A 21,642-nucleotide genomic window follows, 5' to 3' on the forward strand; every position below is an offset into this window, starting at 1 on the left:
ACGCGGTGATGGTTGGCAGCCAAGTCATCCGGCAAGCACGCGGAGCCCCATCCCTGACCCGAAGGAGCCGCCATGTCCCAAGATGCCAGTCTCATCGACGATCCCCGCTTCGACCCCTCGCGCGTGATCCAGGCCCCGCGCGGCACGACGCTCAGTTGCAAGAGCTGGCTGACCGAAGCGGCCTACCGCATGATTCAAAATAACCTGGACGCCGAGGTCGCGGAAAACCCGCAGCGCCTCGTCGTCTACGGCGGCATCGGCCGCGCAGCCCGCAACTGGGCCTGCTACGACCAGATCCTGGCCAGCCTGCGCGAGCTCGATGACGACCAGACCCTGTTGATCCAGTCCGGCAAGCCGGTCGGCGTATTCCAGACCCACCCGGACGGCCCGCGCGTGCTGCTGGCGAATTCCAACCTGGTGCCGAAATGGGCCGACTGGGCCCACTTCAACGAGCTCGATCGCCGCGGCCTGTTCATGTACGGCCAGATGACGGCCGGCAGCTGGATCTACATCGGCACGCAGGGCATCGTGCAGGGCACCTACGAAACCTTTGCCGAAGCAGGGCGCCAGCACTTTGGCGGCGACATGCTGGGGCGCTGGATCCTGACGGCGGGCCTGGGCGGCATGGGCGGCGCGCAGCCGCTGGCGGCGAGCTTCGCCGGCGCCGTGTCGCTCACCATCGAATGCCAGCAAAGCAGCATCGATTTCCGGCTGCGCACGCGCTACCTCGACAAGCAGGCACGCGACATCGACGAGGCGCTGGCGATGGTGCAGCAGCACACGGCGCAGCGCGAGGCGGTCTCCATTGGTCTGCTCGGCAACGCGGCCGACGTGCTGCCGGAACTGGTGCGCCGCGCCCGTGCCAGCGGCATCAAGCCCGACCTGGTGACCGACCAGACCTCGGCCCATGACCTGATCAACGGCTACCTGCCAAGCGGCTGGAGCGTGGCCGAATGGCAGGCCGCGCAGCGCGATCCCCGCCAGCACGCGCGCCTGACGCGCGACGCGGCGGCATCCTGCGCGCAGCACGTGCGCGCCATCCTCGACTTCAAGGCCATGGGCTGCCACGCGGTCGACTATGGCAACAACATCCGTCAGGTGGCCAGGGACGAAGGCGTACAGGATGCGTTCGACTTTCCTGGCTTTGTGCCGGCGTATATCCGGCCGCAGTTCTGCGAAGGGCGCGGGCCATTTCGCTGGGTGGCGCTGTCGGGCGACCCCGAAGACATCTACAAGACGGACGCCAAGATCAAGGAGCTGTTCCCGCACGACACGCGCGTGCACCGCTGGCTCGACATGGCGCGCGACCGCATCGCGTTCCAGGGCCTGCCGGCGCGCATCTGCTGGCTGGGCCTGGGCGAACGCCATCTGGCGGGCCTCGCGTTCAACGAGATGGTGCGCACGGGCGAACTAAAGGCGCCGATCGTCATCGGGCGCGATCACCTCGACACCGGCTCGGTCGCCAGCCCGAATCGCGAAACCGAAGCGATGCGCGACGGGACCGATGCGGTGTCTGACTGGCCGCTGCTGAACGCGTTACTGAATACGGCCGGCGGCGCCACCTGGGTCTCGCTGCACCATGGCGGCGGCGTCGGCATGGGCTATTCGCAGCACTCCGGCGTCGTCATCGTGGCCGACGGCACCGACGCCGCCGCCAAGCGCCTGGCGCGCGTGCTGGTCAACGACTGCGGCTCGGGCGTCATGCGCCACGCCGACGCCGGCTACGACACCGCCATCGACTGCGCCCGGCGCAATGGCCTCAATCTTCCGATGATCAAATAAACCCATGAACGAATTCACTCTGCAACCCGGCCAGCTGACCCTGGGCGACCTGCGCGCCGCCTGGAGCGCGCACGCACCATTGACCCTGGCCAGCGCGGCCTGGCGCGACATCGCCGCATCCAGCGCGGCCGTCGCCGCCATCGTCGCCAAGGGTGATCCGGCCTACGGCATCAACACGGGCTTCGGTATCCTGGCCAAGGCCCATATCCCGGTCGAGCAACTGGCCACGCTGCAGCGCAACCTGATCCTGTCGCATGCGGTGGGTACGGGGCCGCTGATCGACGACCATATTGTCCGCCTGATCCTGCTGACCAAGATCGGCAGCCTGGCGCGCGGCTACTCGGGCGTGCGCCCGCTGATCGTCGAGACGCTGATTGCGCTGTACAACGCCAACATCATGCCGGCCATTCCCGCGCAGGGTTCGGTCGGCGCGTCGGGCGACCTGGCGCCGCTGGCGCACATGACGCTGGCCATGCTGGGCGTGGGCCAGGTGCGCCACAACGGTGTGCTGGTCGACGCGGTCGATGCGCTGGCGGCAGCCGGCATCGAGCCGGTCGTGCTGGGCGCAAAAGAAGGCCTGGCGCTGATCAACGGCACGCAGGTCTCGACCGCACTGGCGCTGCACGGCCTGTTCCTGGCCGAGCGCCTGCTCGAAGCGGCGCTGGTCACCGGCGCACTGTCGGTCGACGCCGCGCGTGGCAGCGACGCGCCGTTCGACGCCCGCATCCACGCCGTGCGCGGGCAGCCGGGCCAGATCGCGGCAGCGGCCATCTACCGCGAGCTGGTGGCCGGCAGCGCGATCCGCGCCTCGCACCTGGTGGGCGACGAACGCGTGCAGGATCCGTACAGCCTGCGTTGCCAGCCGCAGGTGATGGGCGCCGTGATGGACCTGATCGGCAATGCCGGCCGCACGCTGCTGATCGAGGCGAATGCCGTCACCGACAATCCGCTGCTGTTCACCGACGGCGAGGCGGGCAGCGTCATCCTGTCGGGCGGGAATTTCCACGCCGAGCCGGTGGCGTTTGCCGCCGATTCGCTGGCGCTGGCCATCGCGGAGATCGGCGCCCTGGCCGAACGCCGTATCGCGCTGCTGATCGACGCCAACCTGTCCGGCCTGCCGGCGTTCCTCGTGCGCGAGCCAGGCCTGAATTCCGGCTTCATGATCGCCCACGTGACGGCAGCAGCGCTGGCGTCCGAAAACAAGTCGCTGGCCCATCCCGCCAGCGTCGACAGTCTGCCGACGTCAGCCAACCAGGAAGACCACGTCAGCATGGCCACCTTCGCGGCGCGCCGTCTTCACCAGATGGCGCACAATACCTGCGTGATCGTCGGCATCGAACTGCTGGCCGCGTGCCAGGGCATCGAGTTCCACCGGCCGCTGCGCAGTTCGCAGACGCTGGAATCGGTCCATGCGCAGTTGCGCGAGCAGGTCGCGCCGTACGATGCCGACCGCTTCTTCGCGCCGGACATCGAGGCGGCGCGCACGATGGTGTGGCAGGGCGCGTTGTCGGCCTCGTGCAAGACGCTGTTCTCGGCGCTGCATCCATAAATCGACCAGGGAGTTGCAATGGAATTCCGCTTCAAGGCAGGCAGGCTTCCCATGCTGGTATCGATGCCGCATGCGGGCACCGATATTCCCGACGAGGTAGCGCACACGCTGGCGCCGTGCGCCGCGGCGCGCGCCGACACCGACTGGCATTTGCCCGAGCTGTACGGTTTTCTGGAAGAGATGGGTATCTCGACCATCTCGGCGCGCTGGTCGCGTTACCTGATCGACCTGAATCGGCCGCCCGAAAACACCAACCTGTATCCGGGCCTGGACACCACTGGCCTGTGCCCGCTCGACACGTTCGGACGCGAGCGCCTGTACCGCGATGGGATGGAGCCCGACGGGGCCGAGGTGCAGCGGCGCCTGGCGCGCTACTGGCAGCCGTACCACGCGCAGTTGCGCGCGGAGCTCGACCGCCTGAAGATGGCGCACGGGCGCGTGGTGCTGTGGGATGCGCATTCCATCGCCTCCGTCGTGCCGCGCTTTTTCGAGGGCACGCTGCCCGACCTGAACTTCGGCACGGCCGAAGGCACGTCCTGCGCCCCGGGCCTCGAAGCCGCGGTGCTGGGCGTGGCGCGCGCGCAGGAGCGCTTCTCGATCGCGCTCAATGGCCGCTTCAAGGGCGGCCACATCACGCGCCACTACGGCCAGCCGGCATCGGGCGTGCATGCAATCCAGCTCGAGAAATGCCAGTACCTGTACATGAACGAAGCACCGCCGTTCGCGTACCGGCCAGCGGTCGCCGCGACGCTGCAGCCGCTGCTGCGCGACATGGTCAAGGCCGCCGTCGACTGGGTGCGCCCATGACAGCGCTGTTCGCGCGCCACGCGCTGCTGTCGCAGGGCTGGCAGCGTGACGTGCTGCTCGAATGGGACAGCGCGGGTGACCTGACGCAGGTTGCCCCCGGCGCGCGCCCACCACTGAACGTGGCGCGTGCCGAGTACGTGCTGCCGGGGATGGTCAACCTGCACTCGCACGCGTTCCAGCGCGCGCTGGGCGGCCTGACCGAAACGGGCAGTGAAGGGCCGGACAGCTTCTGGACCTGGCGCGACCTGATGTACCGCTTCGCCGCGCGCATCACGCCGGAGGGGATCGAAGCCATTGCCGCGCAGCTGTTCGCCGAGTGCCTGCGCCATGGCTACACGTCGGTCTGCGAATTTCACTACCTGCAGCGCGCGGTCGATGGCGCCAGCTATGCGCGGCCCGCCGAAACCGCCGAGCGTGTGGCCGCGGCCGCGCAACTGGCCGGCATGGGCGTGACGCTGCTGCCGGTGCTGTACAGCCACGCCGGGTTTGGCGCGCAGCCGCTTACACCGGGCCAGGCGCGCTTTCGCACCGACGTCGACGATGTGCTGGGCATCGTCGAATCACTGGCGCCGCTGCGGGGTGGCCAGCTCGAAGTGGGCGCGGCGCCGCACTCGCTGCGCGCGGCCGGCATCGATGCGATCCGCGCGCTGGCGGCCGGCTTGCCTCCCGCGCGGCCACTGCACATCCACATCGCCGAGCAAGAGGCCGAGGTGGCCCAGTGCATCGCGCACACAGGCCGGCGGCCCGTTGCCTACCTGCTCGACCAGCTCGCGCCTGATGAGCGCTGGTGCCTCGTGCATGCCACGCACCTGGACGCGGTGGAAATCACAGGGCTGGCAGCCAGCGGCGCCGTCGCCGGCCTGTGTCCGACCACCGAGGCGAATCTGGGCGACGGCCTGTTTCCGCTGGCGCCGTACATCGCCGCCGGCGGGCGCTTCGGCATCGGCAGCGACAGCCATGTCTCGCAGAGTCCCGTCGAAGAATTGCGCTGGCTCGAATACGGCCAGCGCCTGCAGCACCGGCAGCGCAATGTGGCGCACGTGCCAGCGCAGCGCAGCGTCGGCGACTTTTTGTGGCAAGCTGCGTTGATTGGTGGCGCGCAGGCCACTGGCCGGCGCGTCGGTGCACTGGAAGCAGGGCGGCGCGCCGATCTGCTGGTGCTGGATGCGCAGCATCCGAACCTCGACGGCGTTGACCACGCCGAGGTCCTTGGTCGCATGGTATTTTGCGGTAACGATAACCTCGTGCGCGACGTGCTGTGCGGCGGCCGCTGGGTCGTGCAGGCCGGCCGCCATCGGGCGCAGGAGGCGATTGCTTCGCGCTACCGCCAGGCGCTCCGGGATTTGCGTTCTTAGAAAGGTGACCACATGACTGTCTTGATTCCGTTTGCAGGCCTGGCCCCGGTACCGTGGAAGAACGGCGGCGGCAACACGACCGAGATCGCGATCGGCCCGCTCGACGCCGGCTTCGACGATTTCGACTGGCGCGTCAGCCTCGCCACCATCGCCGAAGACGGCGCGTTCTCGCAGTTCGAGGGTGTCGACCGCACGCTGGCGCTGGTCGACGGCCACGGCATGACCTTGCAGATCGATGGCGAGCCGACCCTGATCACGCATGCCGAGCCGGTCGTCGCGTTCGACGGCAGCTCTGAAGTGCGGGCCAAGCTCAATCGCGGGCCGACGACCGACTTCAATGTCATGTCGCGCAGCGAGCGCTGTTATCACCAGTTCGGCCGGCGGCGCCTGAGCGGCGATTCGACCTTCATTGCGCGCGCCGAAATCACGGTGCTGTTTTTGGCCGAAGGCGACAGCCTGCAGCTGGCCAGCGACAGCGAGCGCATTGGCCTCGTGCGCTACGACGCTGTGGTGCTCGATCAGGGCACCGTGTGGACGCTCGAGGCGGGGCAGGCCACCATCTATATCGTCGACGTCCACTATTATTCCGACGAGGATGATGACGACGACGCGGGGATGTATGACTGACCTGCTGCTGTCCAACGTGCACCTTGCCACGATGGACAACGGCTACGGCGTGCTGCACGACGCCGCGCTGGCGATCAAGGATGGCCGCATCGCCTGGATCGGCGCGCGGTGCGATGCGCCGCCGGCCGCGCGCGAACACGACTGTGGCGGCGCCTGGCTCACGCCCGGCCTGATCGATTGCCACACCCATATCGTCCATGGCGGCAACCGCAGCGACGAATGGGAAGCACGCCTGAACGGCGCCACCTATGAAGACATCGCGCGTCAGGGCGGCGGCATCATGGCCACCGTGCGCGCCACGCGCGCGCTCGACATCGATGCGCTGGTCGCGGCCAGCCTGCCGCGTGTGAAGGCCTTGCTGGCCGAAGGCGTGACAACGCTCGAGATCAAGTCGGGCTACGGTCTCGCGCTGGACGCCGAAGAACGCATGCTGCGCGCGGCGCGCCGCATCGGCGAACTGCTGCCGGTACGCGTCGTCACCACCTTTCTGGGCGCGCACGCGCTGCCACCTGAATTCGCGAGGCGCCCGGACGACTACATCAGCGACGTGTGCGACGTCATGCTGCCGGCACTGGCGGAGCAGGGCCTGGTCGACGCAGTCGATGCGTTCTGCGAGCGCATCGGCTTTACCAATGCGCAGACCGCGCGCGTGTTCGACAAGGCTGGCGCGCTGGGCTTGCCCGTCAAGCTGCATGCCGAGCAGTTGTCCGACCAGGGCGGCGCAGAACTCGTGGCGCACCATGGCGGCTTGTCGGCCGATCATCTGGAACACCTGAGCGAACAGGGCATCGCTGCAATGGCGCAGGCCGGCACGGTGGCCGTGCTGCTGCCGGGCGCTTATTACTATCTGCGCGAAACGACCATGCCGCCAATCGCCGCCTTGCGCGCTGCCGGCGTGCCGATGGCCGTGGCCACCGACTGCAATCCCGGCACCTCGCCACTGACGTCATTGCTGCTGGCACTGAACATGGCCTGCACGCTATGGCGCCTCACGCCGCAAGAGGCGCTGCTGGGCGTGACCGCGCACGCGGCGCGCGCGCTTGGTCTGCAGGACGAGATCGGCAAGCTCACGGTTGGCAAGCGCGCCGACCTGGCCTTATGGAACATTGCGCGACCTGCCGATCTTGCCTACGCGATCGGTTTGAATCCCTGCCAGGCCGTCATTCATGGCGGCATCTTGCGCACCATTGGCTGAGCTTTTGATCGCCCGCAAGGCCGTCATCTGCGTTTCGGAGAAGATGAATTTCGCGACATGTAAAAAAAACGGTGACCGCCGTAAGCAAATGTAAGGCTTAATCAATCGTTAAGGATCGCTGGCTATAGTCCTTCTCGTGATTCAACTTCTCCCCTCCCCATTTGCCAAAATGGGTTTGCCCACGGCGCCAACGCGTCGTGGGTTTTTCTTTGTCGGTCGGGTTTATCGTCCGCCGACATCAGCCGAAATCAGCTGCGTTCGGCCAGCGCCGTCAGGCTTTCGCCAGTCACGCGGCAGATGCGCCACTCGGGCATCACGTCCGCACCCATCGCCTTGTAGAAATTGATTGCAGGCTCGTTCCAGTCCAATACCGACCATTCGAAACGCCCGCAGCCGCGCTCGACCGCCAGCTGCGCCAGCCGTTGCAGCATGCGCGTGCCGATGTTCTTGCCGCGATGCGCTTGCTTCACATACAGGTCTTCAAGGTACAAACCTTTCTTGGTCAGGAAGGTCGAGAAGTTATGGAAGAACAGCGCGAAGGTGACGACCTCGCCGTTCTCTTCGCCAACGATGGCTTCACACGACGGGTGTGTGCCGAACAGGCCTTCGTGCAGCAGGGCTTCGGTGGCCACCACCATGTGTTCGAGTTTTTCAAAGACGGCCAGTTCCACGATCATGGCGTGGATGTGGGTGACGTCGTCCGGACGGGCAGGGCGGATGGAAAATGGGGCAGCGGTCATGGCGATTCGATGGGATTGTTCAGGTTAGCGGATTGCACGATTTTTGGTGCGGGCGCACGCACGGCCCAGGCCACGCTCGCCAGGCACACGATCATGCCGAGAAATTCAAGCGCGCCGGGGCGGTAATCTTCGAGCAGCACCGACAGCAGCACCGACAGCACGGGCGTGACGACGGTAACGTACACGGCCTTGTTGGCGCCGATGCGGGCGATCAGCGTGAAGTAGGCAAAGAAGGCGACGACCGAGCCGAAGATCGACAGGTAGAACAGGCCGGCCCAGTAGGTGCCGCTGTCGGGCAGCGTGAAGGCGTCGCCGTTCGCGAGCGACCACAGCGTGACCATCGACGCGCCCCACAGCATCGACCACGCCATCGTCAGCGGCAGGTTCGCGCACTGCTGCTTGACCTTGGTGACGACGACGCTGCCGCCCGCGCTGGCCATGGTCGCGGCCAGCGCCAGCACGACGCCGGCGATGAAGTGACCGTTGCCGCCGGCCTGGATCGCCTGCCAGGCATCGCCAATGGCGTGCCAGAACAGCAGCGCGACGCCCACCATGGCGGCCGCGCCGCAGGTCCAGGTGCGGCGGTTGATCGCTGTGCCAAAGAAGAGGCGGCTCCAGATGGGCGTCCAGAACACCATCAGCGCAAACATCACGGCCACCAGGCCTGAGACGACGTGCTGCTCCGCGTGGTAGGTGCAGATATACGAGATGCCGAAGGTCAGGCCGCCCTGCAGCGCCATCCAGCGGTGCGTGCGCCAAGGCAGGCTCAGGCGTTCGCGGCGTGCGATGCATACGGCGAACAAGGCAGCGGCAGCGAGGAAGAAGCGATAGGCCACCGACACCGCCGGTGCGGTGTGTCCCAGTTGCAGGGTGATGGCCCAGAAGGTCGAGCCCCAGATCAGGGACGCGATGGTAAACAGGATGGGGGAAGACATCGCGGGAGTATAGATGGCCTGCCAGGTTCCTGTCGGCATCACCTCATCGACCAGCATCCCCGATGTAGTAGAAATGCAACATCACCATGCGAGCCGGATACGCCGGTACAGAATGCTCAGCACGAACAGCGGCCCGATCAGCAAGAAGCGCAGATCGTCGAAAAACGAAGGCTTCTTGCCCTCGATATGGTGGCCGATGAACTGGCCGAGCCAGGCCGCCACGAACACGCCGATCGCCGTCGGCAACACGGTCCCGTCCGGCAGCATCGCCAGTACCAGCAGCATCGCGCCGACCATCACGCCCATCCCCAACGCGAAGGCGCGCGATAGCGTGACGTAATACGCCAGCGCCGCTGCCGCCACCAGCAGTGCTACCGCGGGATGGAGCGCCCACAGCATGCCCAGCAGGCTGAACACGATTGCCGGGATGCAGACGATGTGGATCAGTTCATTGACGGGATTGCGGTGGCTTTCGCCATAGCGCGCCAGCAGGACATCGATGGCGCGGGGCGTGGATGCGGTGTACATGGCGGCGTCTCCCTGTATTGTTGTAACGACGATTCTACCGCCGCTGTTCCCCGTGCGGCGGCCTATCGTGGCGGCAGCGCCGGCGTGGGCGCCGTGGTGTCGGCCGGCTGCACGCGCAGATGGGCATGGTTCGCGAACAGCTCGGCGATCCATTCGACGAATACCCGCACCTTGGCGGACAAATGGCGATTCTGCGGATAGACGACGTGGACGGGAATCGGATCGCAGCGCCAATCCGGCAGCAGCCGCACCATCTTGCCGGTCGCGAGCTGCTCGGACAAAAGATAGTCGGTCATATTGATCACACCCAGGCCGGCCAGGCCCGCCTTGATATAGGCGTTCGAATCGTTGAGTGCGATGGCGCCGGGCAGCATGACCTCGATGCGCTCGCCGTCGCGGGTGAAATCCCAGCCGCTGACCTTGCCCGACTTGGACGAGAAATAGTTGACGCAGCGATGGCGCTCCAGATCGTTCGGATGCAGCGGCATGCCGAAGCGCTCGATATATGAGGGCGCCGCGCAGGTGACGAAATTGATCACGCCAACGCGCCGCGCAATCAGGTTGTTGTCGATCAGGTCGCCACCGCGCACGGCACAGTCGACGCCTTCCTCGACCAGGTCGACCGGACGATCGGTGCTGCCCATCTCCAGCGTGATATCGGGATAGCGCGCGAAAAAATCGGGCAGGGCGGGAATCAGGATCTCGCAGGTGAGACCCGTGGGCGCATCCACCCGCAGCCGGCCACTGGGGCTGAAGCGGTGGCGCGTGAGCGATTCTTCGGCGTCGCGCACGTCCGACAGGATCCGCACGCAGCGCTCGTAATAGGCGGCGCCGTCGGATGTCACGGACACGTGGCGGGTCGTGCGATGCAACAGGCGTGAGGCGAGCGACGTTTCGAGCGCCTGGATCAGTGTCGATACCGTCGCCTTGGGCATTTGCAGCGTGTCGGCAGCGCGCGTGAAGCTGCCCGCATCGACGACTTGGACGAACACTTCCATGGCTTGCAGCTTGTTCATCTGGATTCTGACTCAAAAATAGCGCCATTGTTCAGGAATCTGAACAATCAATTCGGTATTGTCATCTTTATCCGATTGAGGATCAAGACTATTATGTGTGCATCGCAACAAAGTATTTACTTGAGAAGACGGAGCAGGACATGAGTATTCGAGATGGCATTTTTACCACGGTTGCAGTCACGCTTAGCGGCGTCGCGCTGGCGGGATTGCTTTGCACGGATGCTTATTCCCGCGCCGCCGGCGCCGAAGCACGCGGTGTGCGGGCGTTGTCGATGCAGATGCAGATGACCTGCGTGGGCGATTGCGCCGTCGTCGACGAGCGCATCGTCGAACTCGAGCTCGGGCAGGCCGCGCGATGAACACCGTGGGCGACATGCCGGACCGCGCGCTGAAAGTACGCGACCTCGAGGTCACGGGCGCTACCGGCCCGCTGCCGGCGCGCCTGTACGCCGCTGGCCCGGCCGCCAAGCGCGACATGCTGGTCGTGTTCTACCACGGCGGCGGCTTTGACAGCGGCGACCTCGACGAAGCGGACGATTTCCTGCGCTCGCTGGCCGAATGCGATCACCTGCCGCTGGTGCTGGCGCCGAGCTACACGCTGGCCACTGTCAGCCCGTTCCCGGCGGCCGTCGAGGATGCCCACGCGGTTCTGCAGTGGGCCAAGAAGAACAAGACCAAGCTTGGCTGGAACGGCAAGCTCCTGGTGACGGCCGGCATCGAAGCCGGCGCCAACCTGGCGGCTGTCTGCGCGCTGATGTCGCGTGATCGTGGTGGTCCGGCACTCGCTGGCCAGATCCTCGTCATGCCGATGCTCGACCCGGCCCTGAGTACCGGTTCGATGCGCCAGCTCACGCAATGCTCCGACCGCGAAAAGGCCGCCACGATCTGCGCCGAAGCCTATCGCGGCTATTTGCCCCACGCAGCCGACCGCTCGCATCCGTACGCGGCGCCGCTGCATTCCAGCCGTCTGAAGAACCTGGCGCCGGCGCTGATCCTGTCGGCCGAAGACGATCCGCTGCGCGACGAAGCCGAGCTGTATGGCGCAAAACTGATCAATGCGGGCATCTGCACCACGGTGCGGCGCATGGCGCCCGCTGATCTGCAAGACCCGAACGGCCGCAATGAATGCGCCTGCAAATGGCAGGCGATGGGGGAGATTGCGAATTTCCTGGCACGGCTGGAGGGGCGGCAGGGGGCTTGACTCTGTCGGGCTGTTCCGACCGTACGCCATCGTTCGTTGGACGCGTGGACGGCGTAGCCGTCCACCCTACGGATCAATACGGGTTTTCGGGTAAGTAAGAGTTCATCACAATAAGAGAGTGCGAATGAATCACAGTGCCCAATCGCAGCATCTGCCTCGCAGATAACGCACAACCACCCGCCGGACTAAGCCACCGGCTCTACATCAGATAACAGAATTTTTTCCACGCCTTGGCGCGGAAGGGGATTCGTTTTGCCTGCGTTTCGTCTGGCCGACATGCCAGCAACGCGGGACGGGGTTCTATTGTCTTTTTTTTCATCGTCGTACTTCATCGTTTCTAATAAAAGGGTTAATCATGAATAACCAATCAGGGATGGGCAAACTGCGCGTCATCATCGCCGCGCTGTCAATCGCAGGTCTCGCGGGCGCCGGTATCACCGGCTGCGCGGACGCCACCAGCGACGACGCACCGGCAGCGGCAGCACCGAGTGCGCCGCCAGTCACGAGCGCGGTCGTCATCCAGCGCGCCGTGACCGAAACGCAGGAATTCTCCGGTCGCCTGGAAGCGATCGAAGTCGTTGCAATCCGCCCCCGCGTGTCGGGCTACATCACTGCGGTGAACTTCAAGCCGGGCGCCGAAGTGAAAAAGGGCGAGGTCCTGTTCGTGATCGACCCACGGCCTTACCAGGCCGAAGCGGACCGCACGAAGGCCGTCGCCGCTGCCGCGCAGGCACGCGCCGGCCTGGCCCGCCTTGAACTGCAGCGCGCCGAACTTCTGTTGGCCGACAAGGCCATCGCCCAGCGCGAGTTCGACGAACGCGCCGCTGGCCAGAAAGAACTGGATGCGAGCGTGCGCGCCGCCCAGGCCGAGCACGAAACGGCGCGCCTGAACCTGGCCTACACCCGCGTCACGTCGCCGATCGATGGACGCGTCTCGAAGGCCGAGATCACCCTGGGCAACCTGGTGGACGCCACCGCAGTCCTGACCTCGGTGGTCTCGCTCGAACGCATCTACGCCAGCTTCGATGGCGATGAATCCACCTACCTGCGCGTGTCGCGCCGCACCAACGCCGGCCAGCCGGTGGAGGTGAAGGTGGGCCTGGCCGGCGAAGAAGGCTTCCCGCACAGCGGCAAGCTCGAATTCGTCGACAACCAGCTCGACAGCCGCAGCGGCAGCGTGCGCATGCGCGCCACGCTGGCCAACGCCGACCGCGCGCTGGCGCCGGGCCTCTTTGCCCGCGTGCAGATCGCCGGCGGTGCGCCGACCCCGCAGATCCTGATCGTCGACCGCGCCATCAACACCGACCAGGACCGCAAGTTCGTCTACGTCGTCGACAAGGACGGCAAGGCCGAATACCGCAGCGTCAAACTGGGCCCGCTGGATGACGGTTTACGCATCGTGCGCGAAGGCCTGAAACCAGGCGAAAAGATCGTCGTGAACGGTCTGCAGCGCGTGCGCCCGGGCGCCCCGATCGCAGCGCAGGTTGTGCCGATGGTGGCCACCGCAGCACCGGCAGCGGCAGCGGCCACCCCAGCGGCTGCAACGGGAGCATAAGTCACCATGAACTTTCCTAAATTCTTTGTCGACAAACCGATCTTCGCGGTCGTGCTGTCGGTGATCATCTTTGTCGCCGGCCTGATCTCGATCTTCATGCTGCCGATTTCCGAGTACCCCGAAGTCACGCCGCCATCGGTGGTGGTACGCGCCCAGTATCCGGGCGCGAACCCGAAGGTCATCGCCGAAACGGTGGCCACGCCGCTGGAAGAGCAGATCAACGGCGTCGAAGACATGCTGTACATGTCGTCGCAAAACACGTCCGACGGCGCGCTGGCGCTGACCGTCACGTTTAAAATCGGCACCGATGTCGAGCAGGCCGAGACTGCGGTGCAGAACCGGGTCCAGCGCGCGCTGCCACGGCTGCCTGAGGAAGTGCGCCAGATCGGCGTGACGACCGTGAAGTCGTCGCCGAACCTGACGATGGTGGTCCACCTGAATTCCCCGGACGGCCGCTACGACGATCTGTATCTGCGCAACTACGCGGTGCTGAACGTGAAGGATCAGCTGGCCCGGATCAAGGGCATGGGCGAAGTCCAGCTGTTCGGCTCGGGCGACTACGCGATGCGTATCTGGCTCGATCCGCAGAAGGTCGCCGCGCGTGGCCTGACTGCCGGCGACGTCATCGATGCGATCCGCGAACAGAACGTGCAGGTCGCGGCCGGCGTGATTGGCCAGGGGCCGGCCAAGGACGCTGACTTCCAGCTGACCGTGAACACGCAAGGGCGCCTGCAAAGCACTGACGAATTCGGCGACATCGTCCTGAAGACCAATGCCGAAGGCGGCACCACGCTGCTCAAGGATGTCGCGCGCATGGAACTCGGTTCGAGCTCGTATGCACTGCGCTCGCTGCTGAACAACAAGTCGGCCGTCGCGATCCCGATCTTCGCTGCCCCAGGCGCGAACGACCTGCAGCTGTCCGCCGATGTGCGCACCACGATGGAAGCGCTGTCGCAGGAATTCCCGGAAGGCGTGAAGTATTCGATCGTGTATGACCCGACCCAGTTCGTGCGCGAGTCGATCAACTCGGTCATCGTGACGCTGTTCGAAGCGGTCGTGCTGGTCGCGCTGGTGGTGATCATCTTCCTGCAGACCTGGCGCGCCTCGATCATTCCGCTGCTGGCCGTGCCGGTGTCGGTGGTCGGTACCTTTGCCGTGATGCTGGCCTTTGGCTTCTCGATCAATACGCTGTCGCTGTTCGGCCTCGTGCTGGCCATCGGTATCGTGGTCGACGATGCGATCGTGGTGGTGGAAAACGTCGAGCGCAATATCGCCGATGGCTTGAATCCGCGCGACGCAACCATCCAGGCCATGAAGGAAGTCAGCGGGCCGATCATCGCCATCGCGCTGGTGCTGTGCGCCGTGTTCGTGCCGATCGCGTTCGTGTCGGGCCTGACCGGCCAGTTCTATCGCCAGTTCGCACTGACGATCGCGATTTCGACCGTGATCTCGGCGTTTGCCTCGCTGACGCTGGCACCGGCCCTGTCGGCTGCCTTGCTGAAACCGCACAATGCACCGAAAGACCGCCTGACGCGCATGATCGACGCCGTGCTGGGTCGCTTCTTCGGCGCGTTCAACCGCTTCTTTGGCCGCTCGTCGGTGCGCTATGAGCACGGTGTGAAGGGTGTCCTGCGTCGCAAGAGCGCTTCGGTTGCTGTCTACCTGGCGCTGGCCGTGGCTGCGGTGTTCATGTTCAAGGCAGTGCCGCCGGGCTTCGTGCCACCGCAGGACAAGGCCTACCTCATCGGCTTCGCACAACTGCCGGACGCTGCATCGCTCGACCGCACCGACGCCGTGATCCGCCAGATGTCGAAGATCGCCCAGGAGATTCCCGGCGTCGAATCGTCGATCGCCTTCCCGGGCCTGTCGATCAACGGCTTTACCAATGCGCCGAACGCCGGCATCGTGTTCGTCGGCCTGAAGTCGTTCGATCAGCGCAAGGACAAGGCGAAAAGCGCCGAAGCCATCGCCGCCGAGATCAACAAGCGCATGGGCGCTGTCGAAGATGCATTCGTGATGGTGCTGTCGCCGCCGCCGGTCAATGGCCTGGGCACGACGGGCGGCTTCAAGATGATGATCGAAGACCGCGGCAACGTGGGCTACGAAGAGCTGAACAAGGCAGTGCAGGCACTGACGGCCAAAGCCGCGCAGACGCCAGAACTGGCCGGCGTGTTCTCGGGCTTCCAGATCAACGTGCCGCAGCTGTACGCGGACATCGATCGGGTGAAGGCCAAGCAGCTGGGCGTGCCGCTGGCGAGCATCAACCAGACCTTGCAGGTCAACCTTGGCTCGCTGTACGTGAACGACTTCAACCAGTTTGGTCGCACCTACCAGGTACGGGTGCAGGCTGATGCGCCGTTCCGTTCGCAGCGCGAGCAGATCGAGCAGTTCAAGGTGCGCAGCAATACGGGCGAAATGATTCCGCTGTCGTCGATGATGCGCGTGAAGGACACGTATGGTCCGGACCGCGTCACGCGCTACAACGGCTATGTCTCGGCCGAGATGAATGGCGGCGCAGCGCCCGGTGTGTCGTCCGGCCAGGCACAGGCGGCGATGGAACGCATCGCAAAAGAAGTGCTGCCGAAGGGTGTGTCGTACGAATGGACCGAGCTGACCTACCAGGACGTCCTGTCGGGTAACACGATGATCTATGTGTTCCCGCTGTGCGTGCTGCTGGTGTTCCTGGTGCTGGCGGCCCAGTACGAAAGCTGGACGCTGCCGCTGTCGGTGATCCTGATCGTGCCGATGTCGATCCTGTGCGCGCTCATCGGCGTTAAGCTCACCGGCGGCGACAACAATGTGTTCACGCAGATCGCGCTGTTCGTGCTGGTCGGCCTGGCGTCGAAGAACGCGATCCTGATCGTCGAATTTGCCCGCGAACTGGAAGACCATGGTCGCAGCGTCGTCGAAGCTGCGCTGGAAGCGAGCCGCCTGCGTCTGCGGCCGATCCTAATGACGTCGATCGCGTTCATCGCCGGCGTGGTGCCGCTGGTGTTCTCGAGCGGCGCGGGTTCCGAAATGCGCCACGCCATCGGTGTCGCCGTGTTCTGGGGCATGCTGGGCGTGACCTTCTTCGGTCTGTTCCTCACGCCGCTGTTCTATGTGTTGTTGCGCTCACTGGCCAAGCGTTTTGAAAAACCCGTGCACACCGCGCCTGCGGTGGCGCACAGCGCAGAAGGAGTGCACTGATGAATACGATGATTGCAAAGGGTGTCGCGCTCCTGCTGGCGGCGTTGCTGCTGACGGCCTGCGCCACGCCCGACTTCGTGCAGCCGCACATGGTCACGCCGGACGCCTTCCGCGAGTCGCAGGCACCAGTGCCGGCGGCCGAAGTGGCAGGGATTGACGGCGCGCGCTGGAAGCCGGCGCAGCCGGCCGAGCAGCAGCCGCGCGGCCAGTGGTGGCTGGCCTTCAACGACCCGGCGCTGACCGCGCTGATCGAGGAAGCCGCCGCCAACAACGCCAACCTGTCGGTCGCAGCCAGCCGCGTCAAGCAGGCGCGCGCGATTGCCGGCATCGCCGAAGCGGATCGTATCCCGCAAGTCGGCGTGGGAATCGGCGCCCAGCGTGCGCGCCTGTCGCCACGCGAATCGAACCTGCCGCAAGGTGTGGGGACCGACGCGTACACCAGCTACAGCGCGCGCCTGTCGGCCAGCTACGAAGTCGACCTGTTCGGCCGCGTGGCAGCCGGCGTGTCGGCAGCGCGGGGCGATGCGGCGACTTCAGAAGCTAACTTCCGCTCGGTGCTGCTGGCGTTGCAGGCCGACGTCGCGCAGACCTATTTCAGGCTGCGCGCGCTCGATGCCGAACTGGTGACGCTGGCCGACACGGTGCGCCTGCGTGAAGAAAGCATCAAGGTCACGCAACGCCGTTTCGACCTGGGCGACATCGGCGAATTCGACCTGTCGCGCGCCCGCACCGAGCTGTCCACGGCGCGCGCCGAAGCCATCGGCGTGCAGCGCCAGCGCGCCACGACAGAGCATGCACTGGCGGTCCTGCTGGGCAAGCCGGCAGCCAACTATGTGGCCGGTCCGAGCCCGTTGCTCGATGCGAGCCTGATGCCGGCAATTCCTGCCGGCCTGCCATCGTCGCTGCTCGAGCGCCGGCCCGACATCGTCGCTGCCCAGCGTGCGATGGAGGCGTCGAACGCCCGCATCGGCGTGGCGCGCGCGGCGATGTTCCCGGCCCTGACCATCAATGCCGATGGCGGCGGCGTGGGCGGCGTGTTCTCGGAAGTGTTCAAGTGGAGCAGCCGTTCGTGGGTGCTCGGGGCCCTTGCCTCGATGCCGATCATCGACGGTGGCCGCAATCGCAACAACATCGTGCGCAGCGAAGCGGTGCTCGAAGAATCGGTGGGCACCTATCGCCAGAGCGTACTGGTGGCGTTTGCCGAGGTCGAGGACAACCTGGCTGGCCTGCGCATCCTGGCAGGGCAGGCCGGTGAAATCGACGCGGCCGTGGTCTCGGCGCGCCGCTCGACCGACCTGGCGCAGAAGCTGTACGACGCGGGCCGCTCGAGCTATCTCGAACTGCTCGACGCCCAGCGCAACCTGGCCGTGGTGGAACGCACGGCGGTGCAGTTGCGCGGTGAGCGCGCGTTGACGACGGTGGCGCTGATTCGCGCACTTGGCGGAGGTTGGGATGCGACGCAGCCGGTGAATACGGCGGTGGCGCAACGTTGATTCCCGTATAAAAGTTGTTTGCCCTTTGCGGCGGTGCGTGTGAACGCACCGCCGCTTTTTTTCGTCGGTGTAGCAAAACTACAAAAATATTCTGATTCAATTGACTCGGTTAGACGACAAGAACAGAATCTGTGGGCCGAAAGTGTCCGCTCAGAGACCGCGGCAACTAGTTACGTAGTTTATCTACGCGACCAACAGTACGTCCGTCGACGTCCTGAAGGACTGAAACACATCAATTACACCGGAGGAGACAAAATGAAGAAAAGCATCATCGCCATGCTTGCCACCAGCGTTGTGGCATTGAGTAACCCGGCCCTGGCCGCCACCCCGCCTGCCCAGGCGGGCAACAGTTCTGCGGTGCTGCTGCAGGGCTTCCACTGGAACTCGTCGAGCGCCAGGAGCCCGAACTGGTACAACACCCTGCAGGGCAATGTGGGGGAGCTGAAGACCATGGGCTTTTCCCATGTCTGGTTTCCGCCGCCATCCGACTCGGCTGCCTCGCAGGGCTATCTGCCGCGCCAGCTGAACAACCTGAATTCCGCCTACGGCAGCTCGGCCGAACTCACCAACGTCGTGCGCGCCTTCACGAACAGTGGCATCAAGGCGGTGGCCGACGTCGTCGTCAACCACCGCGTCGGCACCACCGGCTGGTCGGACTTCACCAATCCCAACTGGACCACGTATTCGATCGTCAACAACGACGAGTGCAACTGCGGCCTGGGCAGCGCCGATACGGCGCTCGGCTTCAACGGTGGGCGCGACCTGGACCACCGCAACGTCGGCGAAGTCCAGAACGGCATCACCACGTGGCTGAACTACACGCTCAAACCCGTGGGCTTCACCGGCATGCGGGTGGACTATGTGCGCGGCTTCAGCCCCAGCTACGTCGGGCAGTATGCGAATGCCTTCAACGCCGAGTTCTGCGTCGGCGAGCTGTGGAACGACCTGAACCTCAACAACGTCGATGCGCACCGCCAGGAAATCATGAACTGGATTAACGGCACCAGCAACAGCTGCGGCGCGTTCGACTTCACCACCAAGGGCCTGCTCAATGACGCGCTGGCCAACGGCAATTACTGGCGCCTGAAGGATGCCGCCGGCAAGCCGCAGGGCGCGATCGGCTGGTGGCCGGCGATGGCAGTGACCTTTGTCGACAACCACGACACCGGTCCATCGGAAAGCTGCGGCAACGGCCAGAACCACTGGGCGGTGCCGTGCGGCTCGGTGATGCAGGGCTACGCCTATGTGCTGAGCCACCCGGGCATTCCGACCGTGTACTACCCGCACATCTACAACTGGGGCCTGAAAACCCCGATTGCTGCGCTGATGGCCGCACGCCGGGCGGCCGGGGTGACGTCGACGTCGCCGGTCGCGATCCAGCAGGCGGCGCAGGGACTGTATGCGGCAGTTGTCACGGGTAATACGCGCCAGCTCGCGATGAAGATCGGGCCGAACGCCTGGAGCCCGGCTGGCACGGGCTGGGTGCTGCAGACGTCGGGCAGCAATTACGCGGTGTGGATGAAGTAAGGACCCGCTGTGTGTGACGTACCGGCTGCCGGCGACGGCGGCCGGTCGTCAGCCTGATACGGGCTGCGCACCGCTACAATGGCGCCATGTCCATCGCATCTGCTTGTGTTCCTGTTCCATCGCTCACCGGCCTCGCGCCCGTCATCGACGCCACTACCCGTATTCTCGTGCTGGGCAGTTTTCCGGGCGGCGCGTCGCTGGCGGCCGGGCAGTATTATGCGCACCCGCGCAATCTGCTGTGGCCGATCCTGTCGCACCTGACGGGCGAAGACCTGGCCGGCTTGCCCTACGACGAGCGCCTGCCGCGCCTGCTGGCGCACGGCATCGGTTTGTGGGATGTGCTGGGTGCGTGCGAGCGCGAAGGCAGTCTCGATTCAGCCATCCGTGCGCCGGCTGCGAACGACTTCGCGCGGCTGCGTGAGCGTTGTCCGCTGCTTGAAACCGTCGGCTTCAACGGCAAGACGGCGGGCAAATTTGCACCGCAATTTGCCGACGCCGGCTATCGGACGGTGCTGCTGCCATCGACTTCGCCGGCGTATGCGGCGATGCCGTTTGCGCAAAAGCTGCTGGCCTGGCAGCGCTTGCTGGCGGAATGACGGCGCTGAGTCGTTCCAGGTCGCAGGGCATGCGACTCGCGCAGCCTATTTGCGCCAGGGTGTCTTGGCAGGTCTGACCACCGACCGATCTGTCAGGCGGCTATGCAGATATGCGCGCACGTCGTCGGGCGCGTAGCCTTGGCCCTGCGCCAACATCTCTGCTCTGGCGTCACGAGCTTGCGCAACGAAGGCTGCACGTTTCTCAACCGCATGGACGGCTTGCCGGATTGCCTCGACCATGAACGCATGCGGGCTGATGCCAAGCACGTGGGCAGCACCGATTGCGCGCTGCTTGAGTTCATCGGGAAGTTTCAGTGAGATCGTTGACATGGGATTGTGCCTCGTTTGTGCGCGCTGTCTTACCGAATATGCGTCCCGGTCCCCGCCGCCATCTTCCGCAGATACGCCAGCTTCGCCGCATACACCTCGCGCATGTCCTGCCGCGTGCTGTGATCGACCGCCAGTGCGATCTGTTCCCGCGCATCGCGCACGTGCCCAAGCTGCAGATGGGCGACGCCCAGCCAGAACCGGAACTCGTCGTTGTACGGCGCACGCCGCACCTCGCGCGCGAAGTGGGTTACCGCATCGTCATACCGGCCGGCCTTGAGTGCGGCGGTGCCCAGATCAAAATAGTGGTACGGCGGCGTCGGGTCGACTGCCGCGATGCGCGCGGCCAGCGCCGCTGCTTCCAGCGGCCGGCCCAGCGCCGCCAGCACCGGTTGCAGGTTGTGCAGCACCGCCAGGTTCTCTGGCTCGCGCACCAGCGCCGCCTGGAACGCGCGCTCGGCCAGTGCCGGTTCGCCATGCCGCTGGTAGATCACGCCCAGCGTGTTGAGCGTGCTCGCCATGCCGGGCCGCGCCAGGACCGCCGCGCGTGCCCACCAGTAGGCGTCGTCGCGCCGGCCCTGCACCAGAGCTTCGGCGGCGCGGTTGTTCAGGAACAGGGCGACGATGTCGTCTTCTTCGAGCTCGCGCGTGCGCAGGCGCGCGGCCTCGTCGCGCGGGATGAAATCGACGACCAGCACGCGCTGCGGGTGGTAGCCGCGCGGCGCGTCGGCCGGGCGTTCGCCCAAGCTGACGTTGATGTGGGAACTGGACAGGTACAGGCCCGCAGTGCGGCTCCAGGCATTGTCGACGTCCACGCTCTGGAACCGGACCGGCATGCCCAGCTCTTTCGCGAAGGCTGCCGTCATGATGACCAGCGACAGGCAGTTGCCCGTGCGCGCGGCGTAGGTCTGGCTGGCGGTGCGCGTGATGGTGGATTCGTACTCGAGCTTGAGGTCGGACTTGCTGTAGAGCGCATCGACCAGACCGTGCTGCATGCCCTTGGTGCGCAGGCGCGACGTGAATGCGCTGCTGTTCAGGTAAGTACGCATCGCGGGGCTGAGCGCGAACAGGTCGTGCGCGCCGATGGGCTCGGAGGGTGGCCCAAAGCGCGCATCGGCAAACAGGGCCGCTGGCGGGGCAGGGGGAGGAGCGAGGCTGGCGCAGCCGGCCAGCAGCATGGACAAAAACAACCAATTGAACAAGACCCAGCGCATGGCGCC

19 protein-coding genes are annotated in these 21,642 nt (G+C 65.5%); 13 read left to right on the top strand and 6 right to left on the bottom strand.

Annotated elements, in window-relative coordinates:
• The first annotated feature begins 72 nt into the window (after window positions 1-72).
• Genes IFU00_01555 through IFU00_01580 form a run of 6 tightly spaced genes read left to right on the top strand, consistent with a single transcriptional unit; the run spans window position 73 to window position 7,315 of the window.
• The gene (locus IFU00_01555) at window positions 73-1,782 is read left to right on the top strand and encodes a urocanate hydratase (protein MBD8540963.1); all 1,710 of its coding nucleotides are present in this window, start codon (window positions 73-75) and stop codon (window positions 1,780-1,782) included.
• A 4-nt stretch (window positions 1,783-1,786) separates the two neighbouring features.
• Window positions 1,787-3,331, top strand: a complete 1,545-nt coding sequence (gene hutH / locus IFU00_01560; GenBank protein MBD8540964.1) for a histidine ammonia-lyase — start codon at window positions 1,787-1,789, stop codon at window positions 3,329-3,331.
• An 18-nt stretch (window positions 3,332-3,349) separates the two neighbouring features.
• Complete coding sequence (gene hutG, locus IFU00_01565; GenBank protein MBD8540965.1) at window positions 3,350-4,138, top strand: N-formylglutamate deformylase; 789 nt, start codon at window positions 3,350-3,352, stop codon at window positions 4,136-4,138.
• Window positions 4,135-5,493 carry a formimidoylglutamate deiminase gene (locus tag IFU00_01570; protein MBD8540966.1) on the top strand — a complete coding sequence of 453 codons (1,359 nt, stop codon included), beginning with the start codon at window positions 4,135-4,137 and terminating at the stop codon, window positions 5,491-5,493. The genes hutG and IFU00_01570 overlap by 4 nt, the downstream gene beginning before the upstream one ends.
• A 12-nt stretch (window positions 5,494-5,505) precedes the next feature.
• Window positions 5,506-6,120, top strand: a complete 615-nt coding sequence (locus IFU00_01575; protein MBD8540967.1) for a HutD family protein — start codon at window positions 5,506-5,508, stop codon at window positions 6,118-6,120.
• Entirely contained in the window at window positions 6,113-7,315 is a 1,203-nt protein-coding gene (locus tag IFU00_01580) for an imidazolonepropionase (protein MBD8540968.1), read from the top strand. Before IFU00_01575 ends, IFU00_01580 begins: the two co-directional genes overlap by 8 nt.
• Before the next feature lie 248 nt (window positions 7,316-7,563).
• Here IFU00_01580 and IFU00_01585 read toward each other — a convergent pair whose 3' ends face one another.
• The 4 genes from IFU00_01585 to IFU00_01600 form a co-directional block, all read right to left on the bottom strand.
• Window positions 7,564-8,055 (bottom strand): GNAT family N-acetyltransferase, encoded by a 492-nt coding sequence (locus IFU00_01585; GenBank protein ID MBD8540969.1) that lies wholly within the window; start codon window positions 8,053-8,055, stop codon window positions 7,564-7,566.
• Window positions 8,052-8,990, bottom strand: coding sequence for an EamA family transporter (locus IFU00_01590; protein ID MBD8540970.1), 939 nt, complete (start codon window positions 8,988-8,990; stop codon window positions 8,052-8,054). The genes IFU00_01585 and IFU00_01590 overlap by 4 nt, the downstream gene beginning before the upstream one ends.
• Before the next feature lie 81 nt (window positions 8,991-9,071).
• Window positions 9,072-9,518 (bottom strand): DUF962 domain-containing protein, encoded by a 447-nt coding sequence (locus tag IFU00_01595; GenBank protein ID MBD8540971.1) that lies wholly within the window; start codon window positions 9,516-9,518, stop codon window positions 9,072-9,074.
• 62 nt (window positions 9,519-9,580) lie between these two features.
• A complete protein-coding gene (locus tag IFU00_01600; GenBank protein ID MBD8540972.1) occupies window positions 9,581-10,534 on the bottom strand; it encodes a LysR family transcriptional regulator in 954 nt (317 codons plus the stop codon).
• Window positions 10,535-10,674: 140 nt separating this feature from the next.
• On the opposite strand from IFU00_01600, the gene IFU00_01605 reads away from it, so the two are divergent.
• From IFU00_01605 to IFU00_01635, 7 genes are all read left to right on the top strand, one after another.
• A complete protein-coding gene (locus tag IFU00_01605; protein ID MBD8540973.1) occupies window positions 10,675-10,893 on the top strand; it encodes a hypothetical protein in 219 nt (72 codons plus the stop codon).
• Window positions 10,890-11,735, top strand: a complete 846-nt coding sequence (locus IFU00_01610; GenBank protein ID MBD8540974.1) for an alpha/beta hydrolase — start codon at window positions 10,890-10,892, stop codon at window positions 11,733-11,735. The genes IFU00_01605 and IFU00_01610 overlap by 4 nt, the downstream gene beginning before the upstream one ends.
• A 355-nt stretch (window positions 11,736-12,090) precedes the next feature.
• Window positions 12,091-13,290 carry an efflux RND transporter periplasmic adaptor subunit gene (locus IFU00_01615; protein MBD8540975.1) on the top strand — a complete coding sequence of 400 codons (1,200 nt, stop codon included), beginning with the start codon at window positions 12,091-12,093 and terminating at the stop codon, window positions 13,288-13,290.
• A gap of 6 nt (window positions 13,291-13,296) precedes the next feature.
• Complete coding sequence (locus IFU00_01620; GenBank protein MBD8540976.1) at window positions 13,297-16,479, top strand: efflux RND transporter permease subunit; 3,183 nt, start codon at window positions 13,297-13,299, stop codon at window positions 16,477-16,479.
• Complete coding sequence (locus IFU00_01625) at window positions 16,479-17,972, top strand: efflux transporter outer membrane subunit (GenBank protein ID MBD8540977.1); 1,494 nt, start codon at window positions 16,479-16,481, stop codon at window positions 17,970-17,972. The genes IFU00_01620 and IFU00_01625 overlap by 1 nt, the downstream gene beginning before the upstream one ends.
• A 255-nt stretch (window positions 17,973-18,227) precedes the next feature.
• On the top strand, window positions 18,228-19,499 hold the full coding sequence (locus IFU00_01630) for an alpha-amylase (protein ID MBD8540978.1): 1,272 nt from the start codon (window positions 18,228-18,230) through the stop codon (window positions 19,497-19,499).
• 86 nt (window positions 19,500-19,585) lie between these two features.
• On the top strand, window positions 19,586-20,095 hold the full coding sequence (locus IFU00_01635; GenBank protein MBD8540979.1) for a DNA-deoxyinosine glycosylase: 510 nt from the start codon (window positions 19,586-19,588) through the stop codon (window positions 20,093-20,095).
• 45 nt (window positions 20,096-20,140) lie between these two features.
• Here the strand turns inward: IFU00_01635 and IFU00_01640 are convergent, their stop codons facing one another.
• Both IFU00_01640 and IFU00_01645 read right to left on the bottom strand, forming a co-directional pair.
• Window positions 20,141-20,425: a CopG family transcriptional regulator gene (locus IFU00_01640; protein MBD8540980.1), complete on the bottom strand. Its 285-nt coding sequence runs from the start codon at window positions 20,423-20,425 to the stop codon at window positions 20,141-20,143.
• A 29-nt stretch (window positions 20,426-20,454) separates the two neighbouring features.
• Complete coding sequence (locus IFU00_01645) at window positions 20,455-21,636, bottom strand: tetratricopeptide repeat protein (protein ID MBD8540981.1); 1,182 nt, start codon at window positions 21,634-21,636, stop codon at window positions 20,455-20,457.
• Window positions 21,637-21,642 lie beyond the last annotated feature (6 nt).

This window comes from Oxalobacteraceae sp. CFBP 8761, assembly GCA_014841595.1.
Lineage (GTDB): Bacteria > Pseudomonadota > Gammaproteobacteria > Burkholderiales > Burkholderiaceae_D > Telluria.